Genomic DNA, 16,203 nt, shown 5'->3' with positions numbered 1-16,203 from the left:
ATGTTCCTCGTGAGTCAGAGCGTGGGTCGGTGGTCAGCGGGTCTTCGGAGCGAAGAGGCGGCCGATCATGCGGGCCAGGAAGAACAGCAGCATGACCACCAGGATCAGCGTCAGCGCCGCGGCCCAGGCCCTTTCGTAGTTCACGGCCCCGCCCATGCGGACCTGCGAGTAGATGAACACCGGGAGGCTCATCATCTGCCCGTCGAACAGGTTCCAGTTGATGGACACGGCCGACGACCCCGCGGTGAGCACCAGCGGCGCCGTCTCTCCGATAACACGCGCGATGGCGAGCATGATTCCGGTGGTCAGACCGGCCGCGGAGGTCGGCAGCACCACCTTGGTGATGGTGCGCCACTTGGGCACACCGAGGGCGTAGGAGGCCTCCCGCAGTTCACGCGGGACCAGCCGCAGCATCTCCTCGCTGGAGCGCACCACGACCGGGATCATCAGCACCGCGAGGGCGATCGCGGCGGAGGCGCCGTTGAGGTGCCCGGGACCGAACAGCATCATCCACAGGGCGACCACGAACAGGCCGGCGACGATCGACGGGATACCCGTCATGACGTCGACGAAGAAGGTGATGGACTTCTTGAGGCGGCCTTCGGCGTACTCGACCAGGTAGACCGCGGTGAGTACACCGATGGGCACCGAGATCAGGGTGGCCATGCCGGTGATGGCCAGGGTGCCGACGATGGCGTGGTAAACGCCGCCCGCGTCCATGCTCGGCAGGACGCCGTTCATCGACACGGACAGGAAGTAGCCGCTGAAGCGCTCCATCCCGTTGACGGTGACCGTCCACAGGACCGAGACCAGCGGTGCCATCGCCAGCAGGAAACACCCGTAGACGATCGCGGTGACGAAGCGGTCCTTGGCCTTACGGGCGCCCTCGATGCGAGCGGAGGCCGTCACGGTGATGACCAGGTAGGCGACTGCGGTGAGCAGCGCCCACAGCACGACGCCGAACGAGGAGAAGGCCAGCAGTACGCCGGCGACGACCGAGGCCGAGGCGGCCAGGAGCGCGGGCGAGAAGTTGCGGGGCAGCGAGCCGCGGCTGAGGTCGGCGCGGGTCTCCGGCTCGGGAGGCTGCGTGGTCGTCGTGCTCATCAGGCCTCCTTGTTTCCACGCGCGACGACGTAGCGGGCCGCCATGTTGACGATCAGGGTGATCGCGAACAGCACCAGACCCGCGGCGATGAGCGCGGAGACGCCGTAGCCGGTGGCCTCGGGGTACTGCAGCGCGATGTGTCCGGCGATGGTCTGGTTACCGCTCTGCAGCAGGTTCCAGGAGACCATCAGGGACGGCGAGAGGATCATCGCCACGGCCATCGTCTCGCCGAGGGCGCGGCCCATGCCCAGCATGGCGCCGCCGACGATGCCGGACTTGCCGAAGGGCAGCACGGCCAGGCGGATCATCTCCCAGCGGGTGGCGCCCATGGCCAGGGCGGCCTCGCGGTGGCCCTGCGGGACCTGGTGGAAGACGTCCCGGGACATCGCGGTGATGATCGGGAGGATCATGACGGCCAGGACCACACCCGCGGTGAGGATGGTCCGGCCGGAGGGGGAGGGCGGTCCGGCGAAGAGCGGGATCCAGCCGAGGTAGCGGCTGAGCCCTTCGAAGACCGAGACCAGCTGGGGCGCCAGGAACCCGATGCCCCACAGGCCGTAGACGACGCTGGGGATCGCCGCGAGCAGGTCGACCAGGTAGCCCAGCAGGGAAGCCAGCTTGCGGGGTGCGTAGTAGACGATGAACAGCGCGATGCCGATCGCCACCGGTGTGGCCAGCACGAGCGCGATCGTGGCGGCCAGGACCGTTCCGAACGCCAGGGCCGCGACACCGAAGGCCGGGTTCTCCCGGACGTTGGCGTCCCACTCCATGGTCGTCAGGAAGTTCGCGGTGTTGGCCGACAGCGAGGGCCATGCCTGGACGATCAGGAAAGCGGCGACACCGGCCAGGATCAGCAGGATGAGGATGCCCGAGCTGCGGGCGAGCCCGGCGAAGACTACGTCGCCGATCCGGCGCTTGCCCGAGGGCGGGGGTGCCGCCTGGGGCGCGTCCGTGGTCGTCATGGAGTGGCTCCGTTGGGAATGGGTTGCTGGGCAGGTCACCCGGGCGCGCGAATAGGACGTGCCGCGCCGAATGTGAAGGTAGGCGGCGGAGGTGACCAGATCTCCCAGAAGAGATGAACGGCAGATGAACGGGGTGTCGCAACGCCGTGGCCGCAGGGGATGTGGTCGGTGAATGTGATCACCCCCACCCGGACCGGAAGTCGGACGGGGGTGACCGGGGTCATGCGTCCGGCGCGTACATCACGTCGGCCTCCCAGACGGAGAAGCCCAGGCTCTCGTACAGCCGCACCGCCGCGGTGTTCTCCCCGTCGACGTACAGGTGCACCCACGGGAGGCCGGAGTCGCTCAGGTGGTGCAGGCCGGCGAGGGTGAGGGTGCGGCCCAGCCCGGTGCCCTGCCAGTCCGGGTCCACACCCACGACGTAGACCTCGCCGACCGTCTCGCCGTCGGTGAGGCCGGCCCCGTCGGCGTGGGTCTTGGTCCAGTGGAAGGCGGCGACGTCACCCTGCTCCGTCGCGGCGAGGAAGAACCCGGCCGGGTCGAACCAGTCCTCCTCCTGGCGCTGGCGCAGGTCGTCCATGGTCAGGCGGCCCTGTTCCGGGTGGTCGGCGAAGGCACGCGCGTTGGTGCGCAGCCACGCCTGCTCGTCGCGCCCGACCTCGAACGGGCGCACGGTCACCTTGTCGGCGACGTCGGGGCGCACCGACACCTCGGGCAGCTCGGGTGCGGCCCAGGGCCCGCCGCGCTCGTCGGCGGTCAGGTCGCGCAGGGGCATGCGCAGCTTGAGGAGCTCGCGGACGGTGTGCCATCCCGCGGAACGGGCAAGGGCGGCCGCTCCGGGCAGGCGGCCGTGCGCCCACACACGGATCCCGTCCGGCCCTGCGTCCTGCCGGACCGAACGCAGCAGCCCCGCCCCGTGTCCGCGGCGGCGCTGCGCGGGCGCGACGACGAACTCCGCGGAGTCGGGTTCGCCGGCGGCACGCTCGACCACACCCGCGCCCACGACCTCGCCGCCGTCGGTCAGCACGTGGAAGCGCGCGCTCCCCCCGGGCGCCCCGTGGCGCACGCGCAGCAGCGGCTGTTCCGAGAGCGCGGCGACGCCGTCGGCCTCCTGGGCCTGCTCGGCGAGGGCGAGGACACGGTCGGCGAGGTCCGGGGTCAGGTCGTCGGTGACGTTCACGGTGCTCATGGCCCGAAAGCCTACGACGACCCGACCGTAAAAAGCGTGTGAGACCGGGCCTGCCGTCAGCCCTTGCGGCGCTTGCCCTGGTAACCGCCTTCGAGGGCGCCGCGGACACGCCGGGAGGGCATGATCGGGGTCGCCAGCAGCAGAGCGACGAGGAGCGCGGCCAGGAGCGCGGCCGGGGCAACGCCGGCGCCCATCTGGTCGTGGTCGGCGGCGACCTCGGCGCCCTCCATCTCGTCGTCCTCGTCCTCGCCGGGGCTCACCAGCGGGAGGTCGGCGAGGTCCTCGCCCTCCGGGGAGACGTCGGGCAGGTCGGCCTCGTCCCGCGGGAGCGTCGGGATGTCGGCGCCGCTGGTCGGCGGGGTGTCGACCGAACCCCCGCGCGGGGGCACGGAGCCCGGGGCGCCGCCCTGCGAACCGTCGTCGGGGGAGGGGCGCGGGTCCTCGGAGGGGGACCCGGAGTCCTCGTCCGAGGGTTCGGCGGAGGGCTCGTCGGTGGGCCGGTCGGACTCGGACGGCTCGTCGGAGGGGCCTTCCGTGGGTCCGTCCGTGGGGCTCTCGGTCGGCCCTTCGGTGGGTTCCTCGGTGGGCTCTTCGGTGGGTTCCTCGGTGGGTTCCTCGGTGGGCTCTTCCGTGGGCTCCTCGGTCGGTTCCTCGGTGGGCTCTTCGGTCGGTTCCTCCGTGGGCTCCTCGGTGGGCTCTTCGGTCGGTTCCTCGGTGGGCCCTTCCGTGGGCTCCTCGGTCGGTTCCGGCTCCTCGGGCGGCGGGATCACGTCGACCGACCAGGTCACCTCGCTCGCCCCGTCGGCCTCACCCGGGCAGTTGCCGTCCTCGTCGGCGAGCGCGTGCGCGAGCGTCGCGGTGACCTCGGTGCTCTCCTCCGGGGCGCCGCTGAGCGCGCCCGCCTGCACCGTCTCCCCGGGGGCCACCGTGGGAACGTTCGGGCCCTCAACGGGGAACGCGTCGGAGGAGGCGGACAGCCCGAGCAGGCACAGGGGTGCGCTCGCGGCGTTGGTGACGGTGAGGGCGTTGGGGCCCAGGTCCTCGCCCGGTGTGGTGAGCGAGTACGGCTCGGCCAGCGTCACGGCCGGAGCGGGGTCGGCGTAGGCGGCGGGGGCGGCGGCCATCGCGACGAGCGTGGAGCCGACGAATGCGGCCCCGAAGGCGCGGGTACGGCCGGCGACGGGGGACGGGGGCGTCGTCGAAGCGGTGCGCATGTGGGTCCTCTATCTCCGTTGGCGCGCCGGGAACAGGTCGGTCGCACCCGACCTCGAGGGTCCCGCCGCGCCTGAAGTCTCCCCGGCTCTCGGGTGCATCCCAGATCTTAGGACCTGGCGGCGGTGAAGACGAGGGGGTACGCGGCGGCGATCGGTTGCGCCCCAGCGCATCGCGGGTGCGCCGGAACACGAGAAGGGGCGCCGCTCCCACGGAGGGAGGCGGCGCCCCTTCGAACGCGGGGCCCGGCCGGGTCAGCCCTGGCCGGCCTCGGCGGGCCGGGCCGCCGGGAGCGGCTCCGGAGCGCTCTCGCGCGGTGCGGACTGCTGGGCCTGCGACTTGGAGGTCTCGGGCACGAACCGGTAACCGACGTTGCGGACGGTCCCGATCATCGACTCGTGCTCCGAGCCGAGCTTGGCGCGCAGGCGGCGGACGTGGACGTCGATCGTGCGGGTGCCCCCGAAGTAGTCGTAGCCCCACACCTCCTGGAGGAGCTGCGCCCGGGTGAAGACCCGGCCCGGGTGCTGCGCCAGGAATTTGAGCAGCTCGAACTCCTTGAAGGTGAGGTCGAGGATGCGGCCCCGCAGACGCGCGATGTAGGTGGCCTCGTCGATGACGAGGTCGCCGCGGCGGATCTCGTCGGGGTCGTCGGTCGTGGACTCGGCGGCTCCGACGGCCAACCGGAGCCGGGCCTCGACCTCGGCGGGTCCGGCGGTCGCGAGCACGAAGTCGTCGACCTGCCAGTCGGGTGTGAGCGCGGCGACGCCTCCCTCGGTGAGCACCACCAGGAGCGGGCAGTCGAGCCCGGTCGTGTCCAGCAGCCGGCAGAAGTTGCGGGCGGCTGCCAGGTCGGTGCGCGCGTCGACGAGAATGGCGTCGACGGGGGATCCGGCCGACCCTCCGGCTCCCGAGGCAAGCAGGGCGCCGGCCTCGGCGGGGGCCACCCGCACCGAGTGCAGGAGGAGTCCGAGGGCGGGCAGGACGTGGTCGGACGGTTCGTTCGAGTTCGTCAGTAGCAGCAGATGGCTCATGCGTCTCATCTCGTCAAGCCCGCGCTGAGCGGACGAACGAAGGCGCCGTTGCCCTCGGTGAAGAATTCCTTAATATGTCGCCTCCGAGCAACACCAAGGATAATCAACACATGGCGAAGTGCACTGTCAGGTACTGGGCCGCGGCCAAGGATGCGGCCGGAACGGGCGAAGAAACGGTCGAAGCGGACACTCTGCAGGAAGTCGTGGACACGGTGTGTCACGACCGGGCGGACGATCACTTCCAGCGGGTTCTCGGGGTCTCGTCGATTCTTGTGGACGAGAAGCCGGTCGGAACCCGATCCCACGGTGACGTCGTGATCACCGAGGGCAGTGTGATCGAGGTCCTACCGCCCTTCGCCGGCGGCTAGGGCCGCTGCAAAGACCCTGGAACGAGGAGGAAACATGGCCGAAACGGGGGATTGGACCCGCGCCGCTCGGGTGGTGGTGCTCGGCAAGCCGGGCTGTCATCTGTGCGCCGACGCGTGGGGGGTCGTCGAGCGGGTCACCGACGAACTCGGGGCCACTCGGGCCGAGGTGTCGCTCCACGACGTGACCGAGTCCGAGCACGAGGACTACTGGGACAAGATTCCGGTCACCTTCGTCGACGGTGAGCGGCACGATTTCTGGCGGGTGGACGAAGGAAGGCTCCGGTCCGCCCTCGAATCGTGACGAATGTGAATCTCTGTGATCGTGCGTTTCTCCGGCTTCACACGGTGGCCGATCCATGGGAACGGATGGAGCGAGAATCACACGGCCTCCCACTTTGTGCGTAGTTTCACAAGCACGTAACCTGATACGCACAGACCTGTCGGGGACCACCACCACGGCGGCCTCCAACGGAGCCGCAGGCCCGCACCCCCGCCCGCACCGACCGCCGCAGGAGTGCCAGACCGTGATCAGCCGTCCGCCTCGGCCCCGGGAGAGGGGCATCCCCGAGGCCACCGTCGCCCGGCTCCCGGTCTACCTGCGTGCTCTCCAGGCGCTGGAGGACCGCGGCACGCTCACGGTCTCCTCCGAGGCGCTCGCCTCGGCGGCAGGGGTCAACTCCGCCAAGCTCCGCAAGGACCTCTCGCACCTGGGGTCCTACGGAACGCGCGGGGTCGGCTATGAGGTGGAGTACCTCGTCTACCAGATCTCCCGTGAACTTGGTCTCACCCAGGACTGGTCCGTGGCCATCGTGGGAATCGGGAACCTCGGCCGTGCGCTGGCCAACTACGGGGGGTTCGGTACCCGCGGGTTCCGCATCGCCTCCCTCCTGGACGCCGACTCCGGGGTGGTCGGGCAGAGCGTCGCGGGCCTGCGGGTCGGGCATATTGACAGTCTGGAAGAGGCCGTACGCAACAACGGTGTGTCCATCGGGGTGATCGCCACACCGGCCGCGTCCGCACAGCACGTGGCCAACCGGTTCGTCGAGGTGGGCGTGGCCAGCATCCTCAACTTCGCGCCGGTCGTGCTCGATGTGCCGGACGGTGTGGATGTGCGTAAGGTCGACTTGTCCATCGAACTCCAGATCCTGGCCTTCCACGCCCAGCGGCGGGCCGACGGGGACGGCCGCGCACCCGCGGACCGGACAGGACTGGAACTGACCTGAGAGTCGGGCGGAGAACGGGGCGGCCACCTGAGGGCGACCCCGGATGCAGAGCGGCGCGCACAGTACGAGGGGGCTGCGCGCGCTCGCCTGTGGACGTGCCCGAGGATGGGGAAGCACTGTGAGACATAGTGCCGACATGGGAGTACGCGGATGAGTGTCCTGGCCGTGGGGTTGAGCCACCGGAGTTCGCCGGTGGCCCTGCTCGAACGTGTCGCGCTGAACGGGGAGACGCGGGCCAAGGCCGTCGCGGAGATGCTCGGCTCCGACCCCGTCAGTGAGGTCATGGTCGTCTCGACCTGCAACCGGACCGAGATCTACGCCGACGTCGACGCCTACCACGGCGGTGTCGCCGCGGTCACCGAGCTCCTGTCCTGGCACACGGGGGTCCCGCTCAGCGAGCTCTCCGGACACCTCTACGTGCACTACGAGGACAGCGCCGTCGAGCACCTTTTCGCCGTCTCCTGCGGCCTCGACTCCATGGTCGTCGGCGAGGGGCAGATCCTCGGCCAGGTGCGCGATTCCCTCAAGGAGGGCCAGGAGAACGGCTCCGTCGGCCGTGTGCTCAACGACCTCGGCCAGCGCGCCCTGCGGGTCGGCAAGCGGGCCCACACCGAGACCCACCTCGACCACGCCGGCGCCGACATGGTGAGCTTCGGCCTCACCGTCGCCCTGCGCGATCTGGCCACCGCCCCCGGCGCGAGCATCCCCGGCGGATCGCCCGACAGCCGCGCCACGCCGCCCGCGGGTTGCCCGATGTCCGGCGCCACCGACGCCGAGACCTCGGAAGCCGCCGATGCCGCGCCGCCCGAGACCACGTCCGGTCCGCTCAGCGCCGTCGGCAACTCCCTGGCCACCCCCGGCCCGCTCACCGGCATCCGCGTGCTGGTGCTCGGTGCCGGTTCCATGAGCGCCCTGTCCGCCAACACCGTGGCCCGCCAGGGCGCCGCGAGCGTCACCGTCGCCAACCGCACCTTCGAGCGGGCCGCACGCCTGGCCGAGTGCCTCACCGAGGCCTACGAGAACGTGCACTCCGAGGCGGTGCCCTTCGCCGACGCCGCGGACGTGCTCCCCGACGTCGACCTGGTCATCTCCTGCACCGGTGCCCAGGGCCTCGTGCTCACCGCCGAGCAGATCGCCGCCACCGGTTCCCGCGCCCGGCCGCTGGTCCTGCTCGACCTGGCCCTGCCGCGCGACATCGACCCCGACGCCCGCGGGCTCGACCGCGTCAGCGTCGTCGACATCGAGGACCTGCGCCAGGCCTCCACGCACAGCACCGGCGAACACACCCGTTCCGACGCCCTCACGCTCGCCCGCGGCATCGTCGACGAGGAGGTCACGGAGTTCCGCTCCGTGCGCCGCGCCAACGAGGTCGCGCCCACCGTCGTGGCGCTGCGCTCCCAGGGCCAGGACGTCGTGCAGAGCGAGCTCGCCCGCCTGATGGGCCGCCTGCCCGACGACCTCGACGACCGATCCCGCGAGGAGATCAGCCGCGCGATGCGCCGCGTGGCCGACAAGCTCCTGCACCGTCCCACTGTCCGCGTCAAGGAGCTCGCGGCCGACCCCGACGGCGAGGCCTACGAGAACGCCCTGCGACGCCTGTTCGACCTCGACGACCCGCACACGTCCCCGACACGCGGAAACGCCGGCCCCGCCGGTGCCCCGGTGTCGGCCGCACAGGAGAAGGCATGACCGGCACACCCGCCAAGCTCGGCACCCGGCGCAGCACCATGGCCACGAGCCAGTCCAAGATGGTGGCCGACCGGATCACCGAGCGCACCGGCCGGGAGATCGAGCTGGAGCTCATCACGAGCTTCGGTGACGTCACCAAGGCGCACCTGACCCAGCTCGGCGGCACCGGTGTGTTCGTCAACGCGCTGCGCGACGAGCTCGAGGCCGGCGGGATCGACTTCGCCGTGCACTCGCTCAAGGACCTGCCCACCACCCCGGTCGAAGGGCTCGTGCTGGCCGCCATCCCCGAACGCGACGACCCGCGCGACGCCCTGTGCGCCCGCGACGGGCTCAAGTTCGCCGACCTGCCGGCCGGGTCCACGGTCGGCACCGGCTCGCCCCGGCGCGTGGCCCAGCTCCGCCTGGCCCGCCCCGACCTGCACTTCGTCCCGATCCGCGGCAACGCCGAGACCCGCCTGGGCAAGGTCACCTCCGGCGAACTCGACGCGGTCGTGCTCGCCTACGCCGGCCTGGGCCGGGTCGGGCGCCAGGACGACGTCACCGACGTGTTCGGCCCCGACATCATGCTCCCCGCACCCGGCCAGGGCGCCCTGGCGGTGGAGTGCCGCACCGACCGCCTCGCCGACGACCTCGGGTACCTGGCCGAGGTCGACCACCCCGCCACCCGGCTCGCGACCGCCGCCGAGCGCACCGTGCTGGCCGAGCTCGAGGCCGGCTGCGCCGCGCCCGTCGGTGCCTACGCCGAGTACCACGACGGCACACTGCGCCTGCGCGCCGCGGTCGTGGCCACCGACGGCAGCGAGGCCGTGCGCCGCCAGGGGACCGCCGACATCCCGTCGCCCGACGACACCGACGCCGCCGTCGCCCTCGGTCGCGACCTGGCCCGCCGGATGATCGCCGAGGGCGCCGACCGTATCGTGGCCGAGGCCTTCGCCGAGCGGGACGAAGAAGCCTGAGCAGGAGTCAGCGGCGGCCCCGCCCCGCCGCAGGCCCCCTCCCCCTCCCCGTCCGCGCCGGGGCAGGGGGCGATCCACACAGAGGAGCCAGTACGTGAACGCCAACGCCAACCCCCAGCCGGAGGAGCAGCGTGCCACCGTTCGGCCCGGACAGGTCGCCCTCGTCGGGGCCGGCCCCGGCAGCGCCGACCTGCTGACGCTCCGCGCCGCCGAGCTGCTGCGCCGAGCCGACGTGGTCATCACCCTGCGCGAGCCCGCGGCCGACGAGCTCGCGGCGTTGCGTGCCGAACTCCTGCAGCACTGCTCACCCGAGGTGTCCGTGGTCGAGGCCGACACCTGCGGCGACGACCTCAACGGGGTCGCGCTCTCCCACGCCCGCGACGGCAAGCGGGTCGTGCGCCTGTACTCGGGCGACCCCCTGGTCGTGTGCCGGGGAGCCGAGCTCGTGGCCGCCTGCCGTGAATCCGGCATCGAGGTGGAGGTCGCCCCCGGGCTCTCCTCGATCACCGCGGCCCCCACCTTCGCCGGTGTCCCGCTGCTGAACGGCGACGAGACCGAGATCCGTGTCATCAACGCCCGCGGCGAGGGGAACGTCGACTGGGCCGACGCCGCCGCCGGTGAGACGACCCTGGTGATCATGGGCGCCGACGCCCCCGCCGGGCAGGCCGCGCACCACCAGGGCCCCGGCTTCGACGTGGTCTGCAAGTCCCTCGTCGCCGGCGGCCGCCCCGGCAACACCCCGGTCTCGGTGGTCCGCGCCGGCGGCACCACCCGCCAGACCACCGTCACGTCCACGCTGTCCCGGCTCGTGGCCGAGCTCAAGCAGAAGGACGCCAAGAACCACCACCTCACCGAGCCCGCGCTCATGATCGTGGGCCGCCCCGTCTCGCGCCAGAGCGAGCTGAGCTGGTTCGAGACCCTGCCGCTGTTCGGCTGGCGCGTGTTGGTGCCCCGCACCAAGGAGCAGGCCGCCTCCCTGTCGGAGCAGTTGCGCGAACACGGCGCCGTGCCCGAGGAGGTGCCCACGATCTCCGTGGAGCCCCCGCGCACCCCGCAGCAGATGGAGCGCGCCGTACGCGGCCTGGTCACCGGCCGCTACCAGTGGATCGCCTTCACCTCGACCAACGCCGTCAAGGCGATCCGCGAGCGTCTGGAGTCCTACGGCCTCGACGCGCGTGCGTTCGCCGGGGTCAAGGTCGCCGTCGTCGGTGACGCCACCGCGGCCGCCGTGCGCGAGTTCGGCATCGAACCCGACCTCGCCCCGCCCGAGGGCCTGCAGTCCGGCGCCGGGCTCGCCGAGGTCTGGCCGCCCTACGACGCCGAGATCGACCCCATGGAGCGGGTGCTGCTGCCGCGCGCCGACATCGCCACCGAGGCGCTCTCCAGCGGCCTCGACAGCAAGGGGTGGGAGGTCGACGACGTCACGGCCTACCGCACCGTCCGGGCCGCGCCCCCGCCGCAGCCTGTCCGAGAGGCGATCAAGGGGGGTGGTTTCGACGCGGTGCTGTTCACGTCCTCCTCGACCGTGCGCAACCTCGTCGGGATCGCAGGAAAGCCGCACAACACGACCGCGATCGCGGTGATCGGCCGCGAGACCGAGAAGACCGCCCTGGAGTTCGGGCTCCGCGTCGACGTCGTCGCATCGAAACCGTCCGTCACGGCGCTGGCCGAGGCGCTCGCCGAGTACGGCGACGAGCGGCGCCGTGAGGCGATCGAGTCCGGCAAGCCCGTGCTCAAGCCCAGCCAGAAGCGCCGGGGCCGCCGCCGCAAGCTCTGAGCCCGAGAGCGACGACCGCCGACCGAGACCACCGAACCGGGAGATCCACATGAGCGCATCCAGCTCCGACGCCGCTTTCCCCGCCGCGCGGCCCCGCCGTCTGCGCCGTGGCAGTGCCATGCGCCGACTGGTCTCGGAGACGGCGGTGCGCCCGGAGAACCTGATCCTGCCGATGTTCGTCAAGGAAGGGCTGACCGAGCCGGTCGCGATCTCCTCGATGCCCGGGCAGGTCCAGCACACCCGCGACTCCCTGCGCAAGGCCGCCGCCGAGGCCGCCGAGGCCGGGGTCGGCGGGCTCATGCTGTTCGGTATCCCCGAGCACAAGGACGCCACCGGGACCCAGGCCGACGACCCGAACGGTGTCGTGCAGGAGGCCCTGCGCGACCTGTCCTCGGAGGTCGGAGACGACCTCGTGGTCATGGCCGACCTGTGCCTGTGCGAGTACACCGACCACGGGCACTGCGGGCCGTTGCAGGTCGACGGGCACGTCGACAACGACCTCACGCTGGAGCGCTACGCCGCCGTCGCCGCCGCGCAGGCCGAGGCGGGCGCGGCCGTGGTCGCCCCGAGCGGCATGATGGACGGCCAGGTCGCGGCGATCCGGGCCGGGCTCGACAGCGCCGGGCACACCCAGGTTCCCGTCCTGGCCTACGCCGCCAAGTACTCCTCGGTCTTCTACGGCCCGTTCCGCGAGGCGGCCGAGGGCGCTCCTCAGTTCGGCGACCGTTCCGGATACCAGCAGGACCCCGCCAACGTGCGCGAGGCCCTGCGGGAGGTCGCCCTCGACGTGGCCGAGGGTGCGGACATGGTCATGGTCAAACCGGGCCTGGCCTACCTGGACGTGGTCGCCAAGGTCGCCGAGACCTCGCCGGTGCCCGTGTCGGCCTATCAGGTCAGCGGTGAGTACGCCATGATCGAGGCAGCCGCCGAGCGCGGATGGCTGGAGCGCGACCGGGCCATCGTGGAGGTACTCACCTCCTACCGGCGGGCGGGGGCCGAGCAGATCCTCACCTACTGGGCGACCGAGGCGGCCCGGCTCCTGCGCTGACGCGACAGGCCCGAACGCCCCGGTCGCGGCCGCCGGGGCCGGGCCCTCCCTCCGAAGGCCGCGACCGGATCGAAGGCGACCGCGGGAGGCCCCATGGCGGATGTGTTGTACCGACGTAAACGCAGGCAGACGCCGGACAGCATGCTGACGTCCGCGCTGGGTTACGCGGACCTCGGCTGGCCCGTGGTCCGCGGTGCCGCCCCCGGCCACGACCGTGCGTGTACCTGCGACCGGATGGGGTGCCCCGACCCGGCCGCCCATCCGGTCAGCGCCGCCTGGGGCGTGGAGGCCAGCACCGACGCCGACACCCTGCGCCGGTGGTGGAGCGCCGACCCCGCCGCGAACGTGGTCCTGCCCACCGGCCGCGTCTTCGACGTCCTCGACGTGCCCCGCGAGGCCGGGGTCATGGCCCTGGCGCGGATGGGGCGCTCCGGTCTCCCGGCCGGTCCCGTCGCCGCCCTCGAGGGCCGGTACCTGTTCTTCGTCGCCACCCGCTCGCCCGTCGACGAGGAGGAGTGGTGGTCCTGCCACCTCGACTGCGTCCCCGAGTCGGTCGAGGAGATGCCGGGTCTGCGCTGGCACTGCCGCGACAGTTTCGTGCTCGGCGCACCCTCGGCCCTGCCCACGGGCGGCCGGGTGACCTGGATCCGCACCCCGCGTGAGAGCGACGGGTCGGTCGTCCTCCCCGACCCGATCGCCGTGCTGGACATCCTGGCCGACGCCAGCGAGGAGTTCCCGCACTGACCGCCCTCCGGGACGGGGGTGTCCGGTATCGGCCAGAACCTCCACTCACGTTCGGTGAGCCAGTAGGTTCACCCGGGTGAGTACCCCGCAGAACCCCCGGACCCCCGAACCCCACACGCCACAGTCCCCGCCCGCCAAGGGGACGGGCCGCCGTGCCCCGGTGTGGGCCGTGGCCGCCGGGGCCGGCGTGCTGTTGCTCGTCGCCGTCGGCGGTGGTTTCGCGCTCGGCACGGTGCAGGGGGCCTCGTCCGGGGGGTCGGGGAGCGGGGACGCCTCCGCCGAGGACCCGAACGGGAACGGCTCCGGGGACGACGGTTCCGACGGGACCGGCGGTGCCGAGGACGGTGAACCCGAGGAGGCCGGGCTCCAGGGGCAGGAGGTCGAGGGTTACGGCATCGGCTTCACCCTCCCCGAGGACTGGGTGCCCCACGACGACCTGCCGCCGCACGCCAGCACCGAGTTGGACGAACCGGCGATCGAGCACGCACTCCTGCGCGAGGACGGCACCTTGCTCGCCCACGCGTCGCTGTCCGCGATGAACGTCCCGGAGGAGGGTGGCGGGCCGGTCGGCACCACCGGGGCCGCAGAGTTCATCCAGCAGTTCGTCGGCCCGCTGAACGAGGGGTTCGAGGCCGGGGGCACCGCTCCGTACGAGGTCGACGGCGCGGTCGAGGCCACCCGGGGCGACTTCGTGATCCAGGACTCCGACAACGCCTTCCTCCTCGTGGACACCGGCGGCGAGCAGTACGCCGCCGTGTTCGTCGGGATTCACGGCGCCGCCGAACCCGACGAGGCCGACGAGGAGCTGCGCGAGGCGGTCCTGGAGTCGGTCCACGTGCTCTGAACCGTTCACCCGCCGGCTCGGCGCCGTTGGCGGACCCACAGCGCGAGCTGTGTGCGGTCGCGCAGGTCGAGCTTGCGCAGGGCGGACGTCACGTGGTTCTTGGCCGTGCCCTCGGTGATGAACAGGGCCCGTGCGATCTCCCGGTTGGTGGCGCCCTCGCCGACCCTGAGCGCGACCTCGCGTTCGCGGTCCGAGAGCGGGTCGTCGGGTTCCGGATTCGGTTCAGTGGTCGCAGCCCCGGGGAGCGCCGCGACCAGGTGCGCGGTGGCCGGACCGCCCAGCACCGTCTGCCCGGCCGCGACCCGGTGCACGGCCTGCACGAGCTCCTCGGGCGGGACGTCCTTGAGCAGGTGCCCGCGGGCCCCAGCCCGCAGACCGTCCAGCACCGTGCCGTCCTCGTCGAACGTGGTGAGGACGATCGCGCGGACCCCGGGGTGGGTCCCCTGCAGGTGGCGTATGAGCTCCACGCCGTCCATCCGTGGCATGCGTGCGTCCACGAGCGCGACGTCGGGCGGTTCGGGAAGCTCGGCGAGCACGTCCAGCGCCTCGACGCCGTCGGCCGCCTCGCCGACCACGTCGATCCCGGGCTCGATCTCCAGGAGCTTGCGCAGCCCCTGCCGCATGAGTGCCTGGTCGTCGACGACCACCACCGTCACCGCCGTCATGCTGCGCCCTCCCGTGCGCTGAGTGCCTCGTGTGAGGGTTCGGAGGCCGGGACCTCGACACGGAGCAGGAAGCCGCCCTCGGGGCCGTTCCCGGCCGTCATGGCGCCGCCCACCGCCCCGGCCCGTTCGGCGATCCCGCGCAGCCCGAAGCCCCGCTCGGTGCGTGCGGCACCGGCGCCCTGACCGTCGTCCTCGACCATGAGCTCGACGGTGTCGGGGGTGGAACGCAGGTGCACCCCGATACGGCCCGCGCCCGAGTGGCGGACCGCGTTGGCCAGGCCCTCCTGGAGCGCGCGGTAACACACCAGTTCCGCGGCCTCCGGCGGATCGGGCCAGGTGCCCTCGGCGGTGAAGTCCACGCGCAGCCCGGTGCCGTCGAAGGACCCCGCCAGCGCCCGCATCGCCTCGGGGCCCGAGACACCCTCGAGGGTGAGCGGGCGCAGGGCGCGCACCCACCGCCGGGTGTCCTCGAGGGCCTCGCGCGCCAGGTCGCGCGCCTGCTCGACCTCGGTCCAGGCCTCGTCGGGGCGGTGTGTCCGGAACCGGAGCGCGTTGGAGAGGGTCATCGCCAGCGCGGTCAGGTGGTGCCCGGTGCTGTCGTGCATCTCCCGGGCCATGCGCGAGCGTTCCTCGGCCAGGGTCATCTCGCGCACCTGGCGGTTGCGGACGCGGAGTTCCCCGTGGGCCTGTTCGAGCTCGGCCAGGAGATCGCGGGTGTGCTCGGCCCGCCGCGCGGCCACGGTCAGGGCCAGGAAGAGCGCGGCCGAGACGGCGGCGAGGAAGAGCATCGTGGCGGCGGTGTACACGCCGGCCCAGAGCGGCATCTCGGGGATGAACAGGGGACCCGACAGCCCGAACGCCGCGAGCAGCACCGCGTGCACGGCCCCGCCCGTCACCCCGAACACCGCGACCGCCTGGACCGAGGCCACGCACACCAGCAGGAACATGGTGGCGTTGCTGGTCATCGTGCACAGGACCGCCACGACCAGGAACGCGGCGCTGACCGCCCGGCGCCGGGCGGGTGCGTGCGGGGACCACGCGGCGAAGGGCCACAGGAGGCAGCACAGCACCGCGCTGAGCGTGGCCGCCACGACCACGGCGGTGACCTCCGGGGGAGCGGTGCTGATGTGCTCGCGCTCCGCCCATGCCGTGAAACCGAACACGGCGAAGGTCGTGGCCATGTTCCCCCAGAACAGGACCTGCAGGATCCTCGGGGGACGGTCCGGGCGGAGGGCGACCCAGGGGGAAGGGCCGGGGAGGGGGCCGACGCGCATGCCCCGAGGATAGGCGGACGGGTCCCGGGCGGCCATGGCCCAGCGGTCATGCCGGCGGCCGTGACCTCCGGCATGCGGAGGACGTGACCCCGAGGTGCCCCGCGCCCGATGTGCCGC

Annotated in this window: 16 protein-coding genes; 9 read left to right on the top strand and 7 right to left on the bottom strand. The window is 72.3% G+C overall.

The features are described 5' to 3' along the window. Positions 1 to 33 precede the first annotated feature (33 nt). The 5 genes from pstA to IDM40_RS08760 all read right to left on the bottom strand — a co-directional run bounded on the left by pstA (position 34) and on the right by IDM40_RS08760 (position 5,498). Positions 34 to 1,104, bottom strand: a complete 1,071-nt coding sequence (gene pstA, locus IDM40_RS08780) for a phosphate ABC transporter permease PstA (RefSeq protein WP_193121434.1) — start codon at positions 1,102 to 1,104, stop codon at positions 34 to 36. Further along, on the bottom strand, positions 1,104 to 2,066 hold the full coding sequence (gene pstC / locus IDM40_RS08775; RefSeq protein ID WP_193121433.1) for a phosphate ABC transporter permease subunit PstC: 963 nt from the start codon (positions 2,064 to 2,066) through the stop codon (positions 1,104 to 1,106). The genes pstA and pstC overlap by 1 nt, the downstream gene beginning before the upstream one ends. Positions 2,067 to 2,286: 220 nt before the next feature. Continuing rightward, complete coding sequence (mshD, locus tag IDM40_RS08770) at positions 2,287 to 3,255, bottom strand: mycothiol synthase (RefSeq protein WP_193121432.1); 969 nt, start codon at positions 3,253 to 3,255, stop codon at positions 2,287 to 2,289. A 56-nt stretch (positions 3,256 to 3,311) separates the two neighbouring features. Continuing rightward, positions 3,312 to 4,469, bottom strand: a complete 1,158-nt coding sequence (locus IDM40_RS08765; protein ID WP_193121431.1) for a PT domain-containing protein — start codon at positions 4,467 to 4,469, stop codon at positions 3,312 to 3,314. Positions 4,470 to 4,721: 252 nt separating this feature from the next. Beyond that, complete coding sequence (locus tag IDM40_RS08760; RefSeq protein ID WP_193121430.1) at positions 4,722 to 5,498, bottom strand: winged helix-turn-helix transcriptional regulator; 777 nt, start codon at positions 5,496 to 5,498, stop codon at positions 4,722 to 4,724. A 110-nt stretch (positions 5,499 to 5,608) separates the two neighbouring features. Between IDM40_RS08760 and IDM40_RS08755 the strand changes: the two genes are divergently transcribed. The 9 genes from IDM40_RS08755 (at position 5,609) to IDM40_RS08715 (ending at position 14,147) form a co-directional block, all read left to right on the top strand. Then, positions 5,609 to 5,866, top strand: a complete 258-nt coding sequence (locus IDM40_RS08755) for a MoaD/ThiS family protein (protein ID WP_193121537.1) — start codon at positions 5,609 to 5,611, stop codon at positions 5,864 to 5,866. Between the two features lie 34 nt (positions 5,867 to 5,900). Further along, positions 5,901 to 6,167: a glutaredoxin family protein gene (locus IDM40_RS08750; RefSeq protein WP_193121429.1), complete on the top strand. Its 267-nt coding sequence runs from the start codon at positions 5,901 to 5,903 to the stop codon at positions 6,165 to 6,167. 223 nt (positions 6,168 to 6,390) lie between these two features. Then, entirely contained in the window at positions 6,391 to 7,089 is a 699-nt protein-coding gene (locus IDM40_RS08745) for a redox-sensing transcriptional repressor Rex (protein ID WP_193121428.1), read from the top strand. Between the two features lie 150 nt (positions 7,090 to 7,239). Further along, the gene (locus tag IDM40_RS08740; protein ID WP_193121427.1) at positions 7,240 to 8,778 is read left to right on the top strand and encodes a glutamyl-tRNA reductase; all 1,539 of its coding nucleotides are present in this window, start codon (positions 7,240 to 7,242) and stop codon (positions 8,776 to 8,778) included. Further along, the gene (gene hemC / locus IDM40_RS08735; RefSeq protein ID WP_193121426.1) at positions 8,775 to 9,734 is read left to right on the top strand and encodes a hydroxymethylbilane synthase; all 960 of its coding nucleotides are present in this window, start codon (positions 8,775 to 8,777) and stop codon (positions 9,732 to 9,734) included. The genes IDM40_RS08740 and hemC overlap by 4 nt, the downstream gene beginning before the upstream one ends. Before the next feature lie 94 nt (positions 9,735 to 9,828). Beyond that, positions 9,829 to 11,511 carry a bifunctional uroporphyrinogen-III C-methyltransferase/uroporphyrinogen-III synthase gene (locus tag IDM40_RS08730; protein ID WP_193121425.1) on the top strand — a complete coding sequence of 561 codons (1,683 nt, stop codon included), beginning with the start codon at positions 9,829 to 9,831 and terminating at the stop codon, positions 11,509 to 11,511. Positions 11,512 to 11,560: 49 nt separating this feature from the next. Beyond that, positions 11,561 to 12,559, top strand: a complete 999-nt coding sequence (hemB, locus tag IDM40_RS08725; RefSeq protein ID WP_193121424.1) for a porphobilinogen synthase — start codon at positions 11,561 to 11,563, stop codon at positions 12,557 to 12,559. A gap of 93 nt (positions 12,560 to 12,652) precedes the next feature. Further along, entirely contained in the window at positions 12,653 to 13,303 is a 651-nt protein-coding gene (locus IDM40_RS08720) for a bifunctional DNA primase/polymerase (protein ID WP_407939949.1), read from the top strand. A 76-nt stretch (positions 13,304 to 13,379) separates the two neighbouring features. Then, positions 13,380 to 14,147 carry a hypothetical protein gene (locus tag IDM40_RS08715; RefSeq protein WP_193121423.1) on the top strand — a complete coding sequence of 256 codons (768 nt, stop codon included), beginning with the start codon at positions 13,380 to 13,382 and terminating at the stop codon, positions 14,145 to 14,147. Positions 14,148 to 14,152: 5 nt separating this feature from the next. Here IDM40_RS08715 and IDM40_RS08710 read toward each other — a convergent pair whose 3' ends face one another. Together IDM40_RS08710 and IDM40_RS08705 are read right to left on the bottom strand one after the other, a co-directional pair. Further along, on the bottom strand, positions 14,153 to 14,812 hold the full coding sequence (locus tag IDM40_RS08710) for a response regulator (protein ID WP_193121422.1): 660 nt from the start codon (positions 14,810 to 14,812) through the stop codon (positions 14,153 to 14,155). Beyond that, the gene (locus IDM40_RS08705; protein ID WP_193121421.1) at positions 14,809 to 16,086 is read right to left on the bottom strand and encodes a sensor histidine kinase; all 1,278 of its coding nucleotides are present in this window, start codon (positions 16,084 to 16,086) and stop codon (positions 14,809 to 14,811) included. The genes IDM40_RS08710 and IDM40_RS08705 overlap by 4 nt, the downstream gene beginning before the upstream one ends. Between the last annotated feature and the right edge of the window lie 117 nt (positions 16,087 to 16,203).

It is taken from the genome of Nocardiopsis coralli (assembly GCF_014892575.1).
GTDB classification, from domain to species: Bacteria; Actinomycetota; Actinomycetes; order Streptosporangiales; family Streptosporangiaceae; genus Nocardiopsis; species Nocardiopsis coralli.
This window is presented reverse-complemented; position numbering and strand designations above follow the sequence as displayed.

Excerpts from the sequence above, each read along its gene's own strand:
- IDM40_RS08760 (WP_193121430.1), bottom strand. The coding sequence starts at position 5,498 with ATGAGCCATCTGCTGCTACTGACGAACTCGAACGAACCGTCCGACCAC.
- pstA (WP_193121434.1), bottom strand. The coding sequence starts at position 1,104 with ATGAGCACGACGACCACGCAGCCTCCCGAGCCGGAGACCCGCGCCGAC.
- mshD (WP_193121432.1), bottom strand. The coding sequence starts at position 3,255 with ATGAGCACCGTGAACGTCACCGACGACCTGACCCCGGACCTCGCCGAC.
- pstC (WP_193121433.1), bottom strand. The coding sequence starts at position 2,066 with ATGACGACCACGGACGCGCCCCAGGCGGCACCCCCGCCCTCGGGCAAG.
- IDM40_RS08750 (WP_193121429.1), top strand. The coding sequence starts at position 5,901 with ATGGCCGAAACGGGGGATTGGACCCGCGCCGCTCGGGTGGTGGTGCTC.
- hemB (WP_193121424.1), top strand. The coding sequence starts at position 11,561 with ATGAGCGCATCCAGCTCCGACGCCGCTTTCCCCGCCGCGCGGCCCCGC.
- IDM40_RS08710 (WP_193121422.1), bottom strand. The coding sequence starts at position 14,812 with ATGACGGCGGTGACGGTGGTGGTCGTCGACGACCAGGCACTCATGCGG.
- IDM40_RS08720 (WP_407939949.1), top strand. The coding sequence starts at position 12,653 with ATGGCGGATGTGTTGTACCGACGTAAACGCAGGCAGACGCCGGACAGC.
- IDM40_RS08765 (WP_193121431.1), bottom strand. The coding sequence starts at position 4,469 with ATGCGCACCGCTTCGACGACGCCCCCGTCCCCCGTCGCCGGCCGTACC.
- IDM40_RS08740 (WP_193121427.1), top strand. The coding sequence starts at position 7,240 with ATGAGTGTCCTGGCCGTGGGGTTGAGCCACCGGAGTTCGCCGGTGGCC.
- IDM40_RS08705 (WP_193121421.1), bottom strand. The coding sequence starts at position 16,086 with ATGCGCGTCGGCCCCCTCCCCGGCCCTTCCCCCTGGGTCGCCCTCCGC.
- hemC (WP_193121426.1), top strand. The coding sequence starts at position 8,775 with ATGACCGGCACACCCGCCAAGCTCGGCACCCGGCGCAGCACCATGGCC.
- IDM40_RS08755 (WP_193121537.1), top strand. The coding sequence starts at position 5,609 with ATGGCGAAGTGCACTGTCAGGTACTGGGCCGCGGCCAAGGATGCGGCC.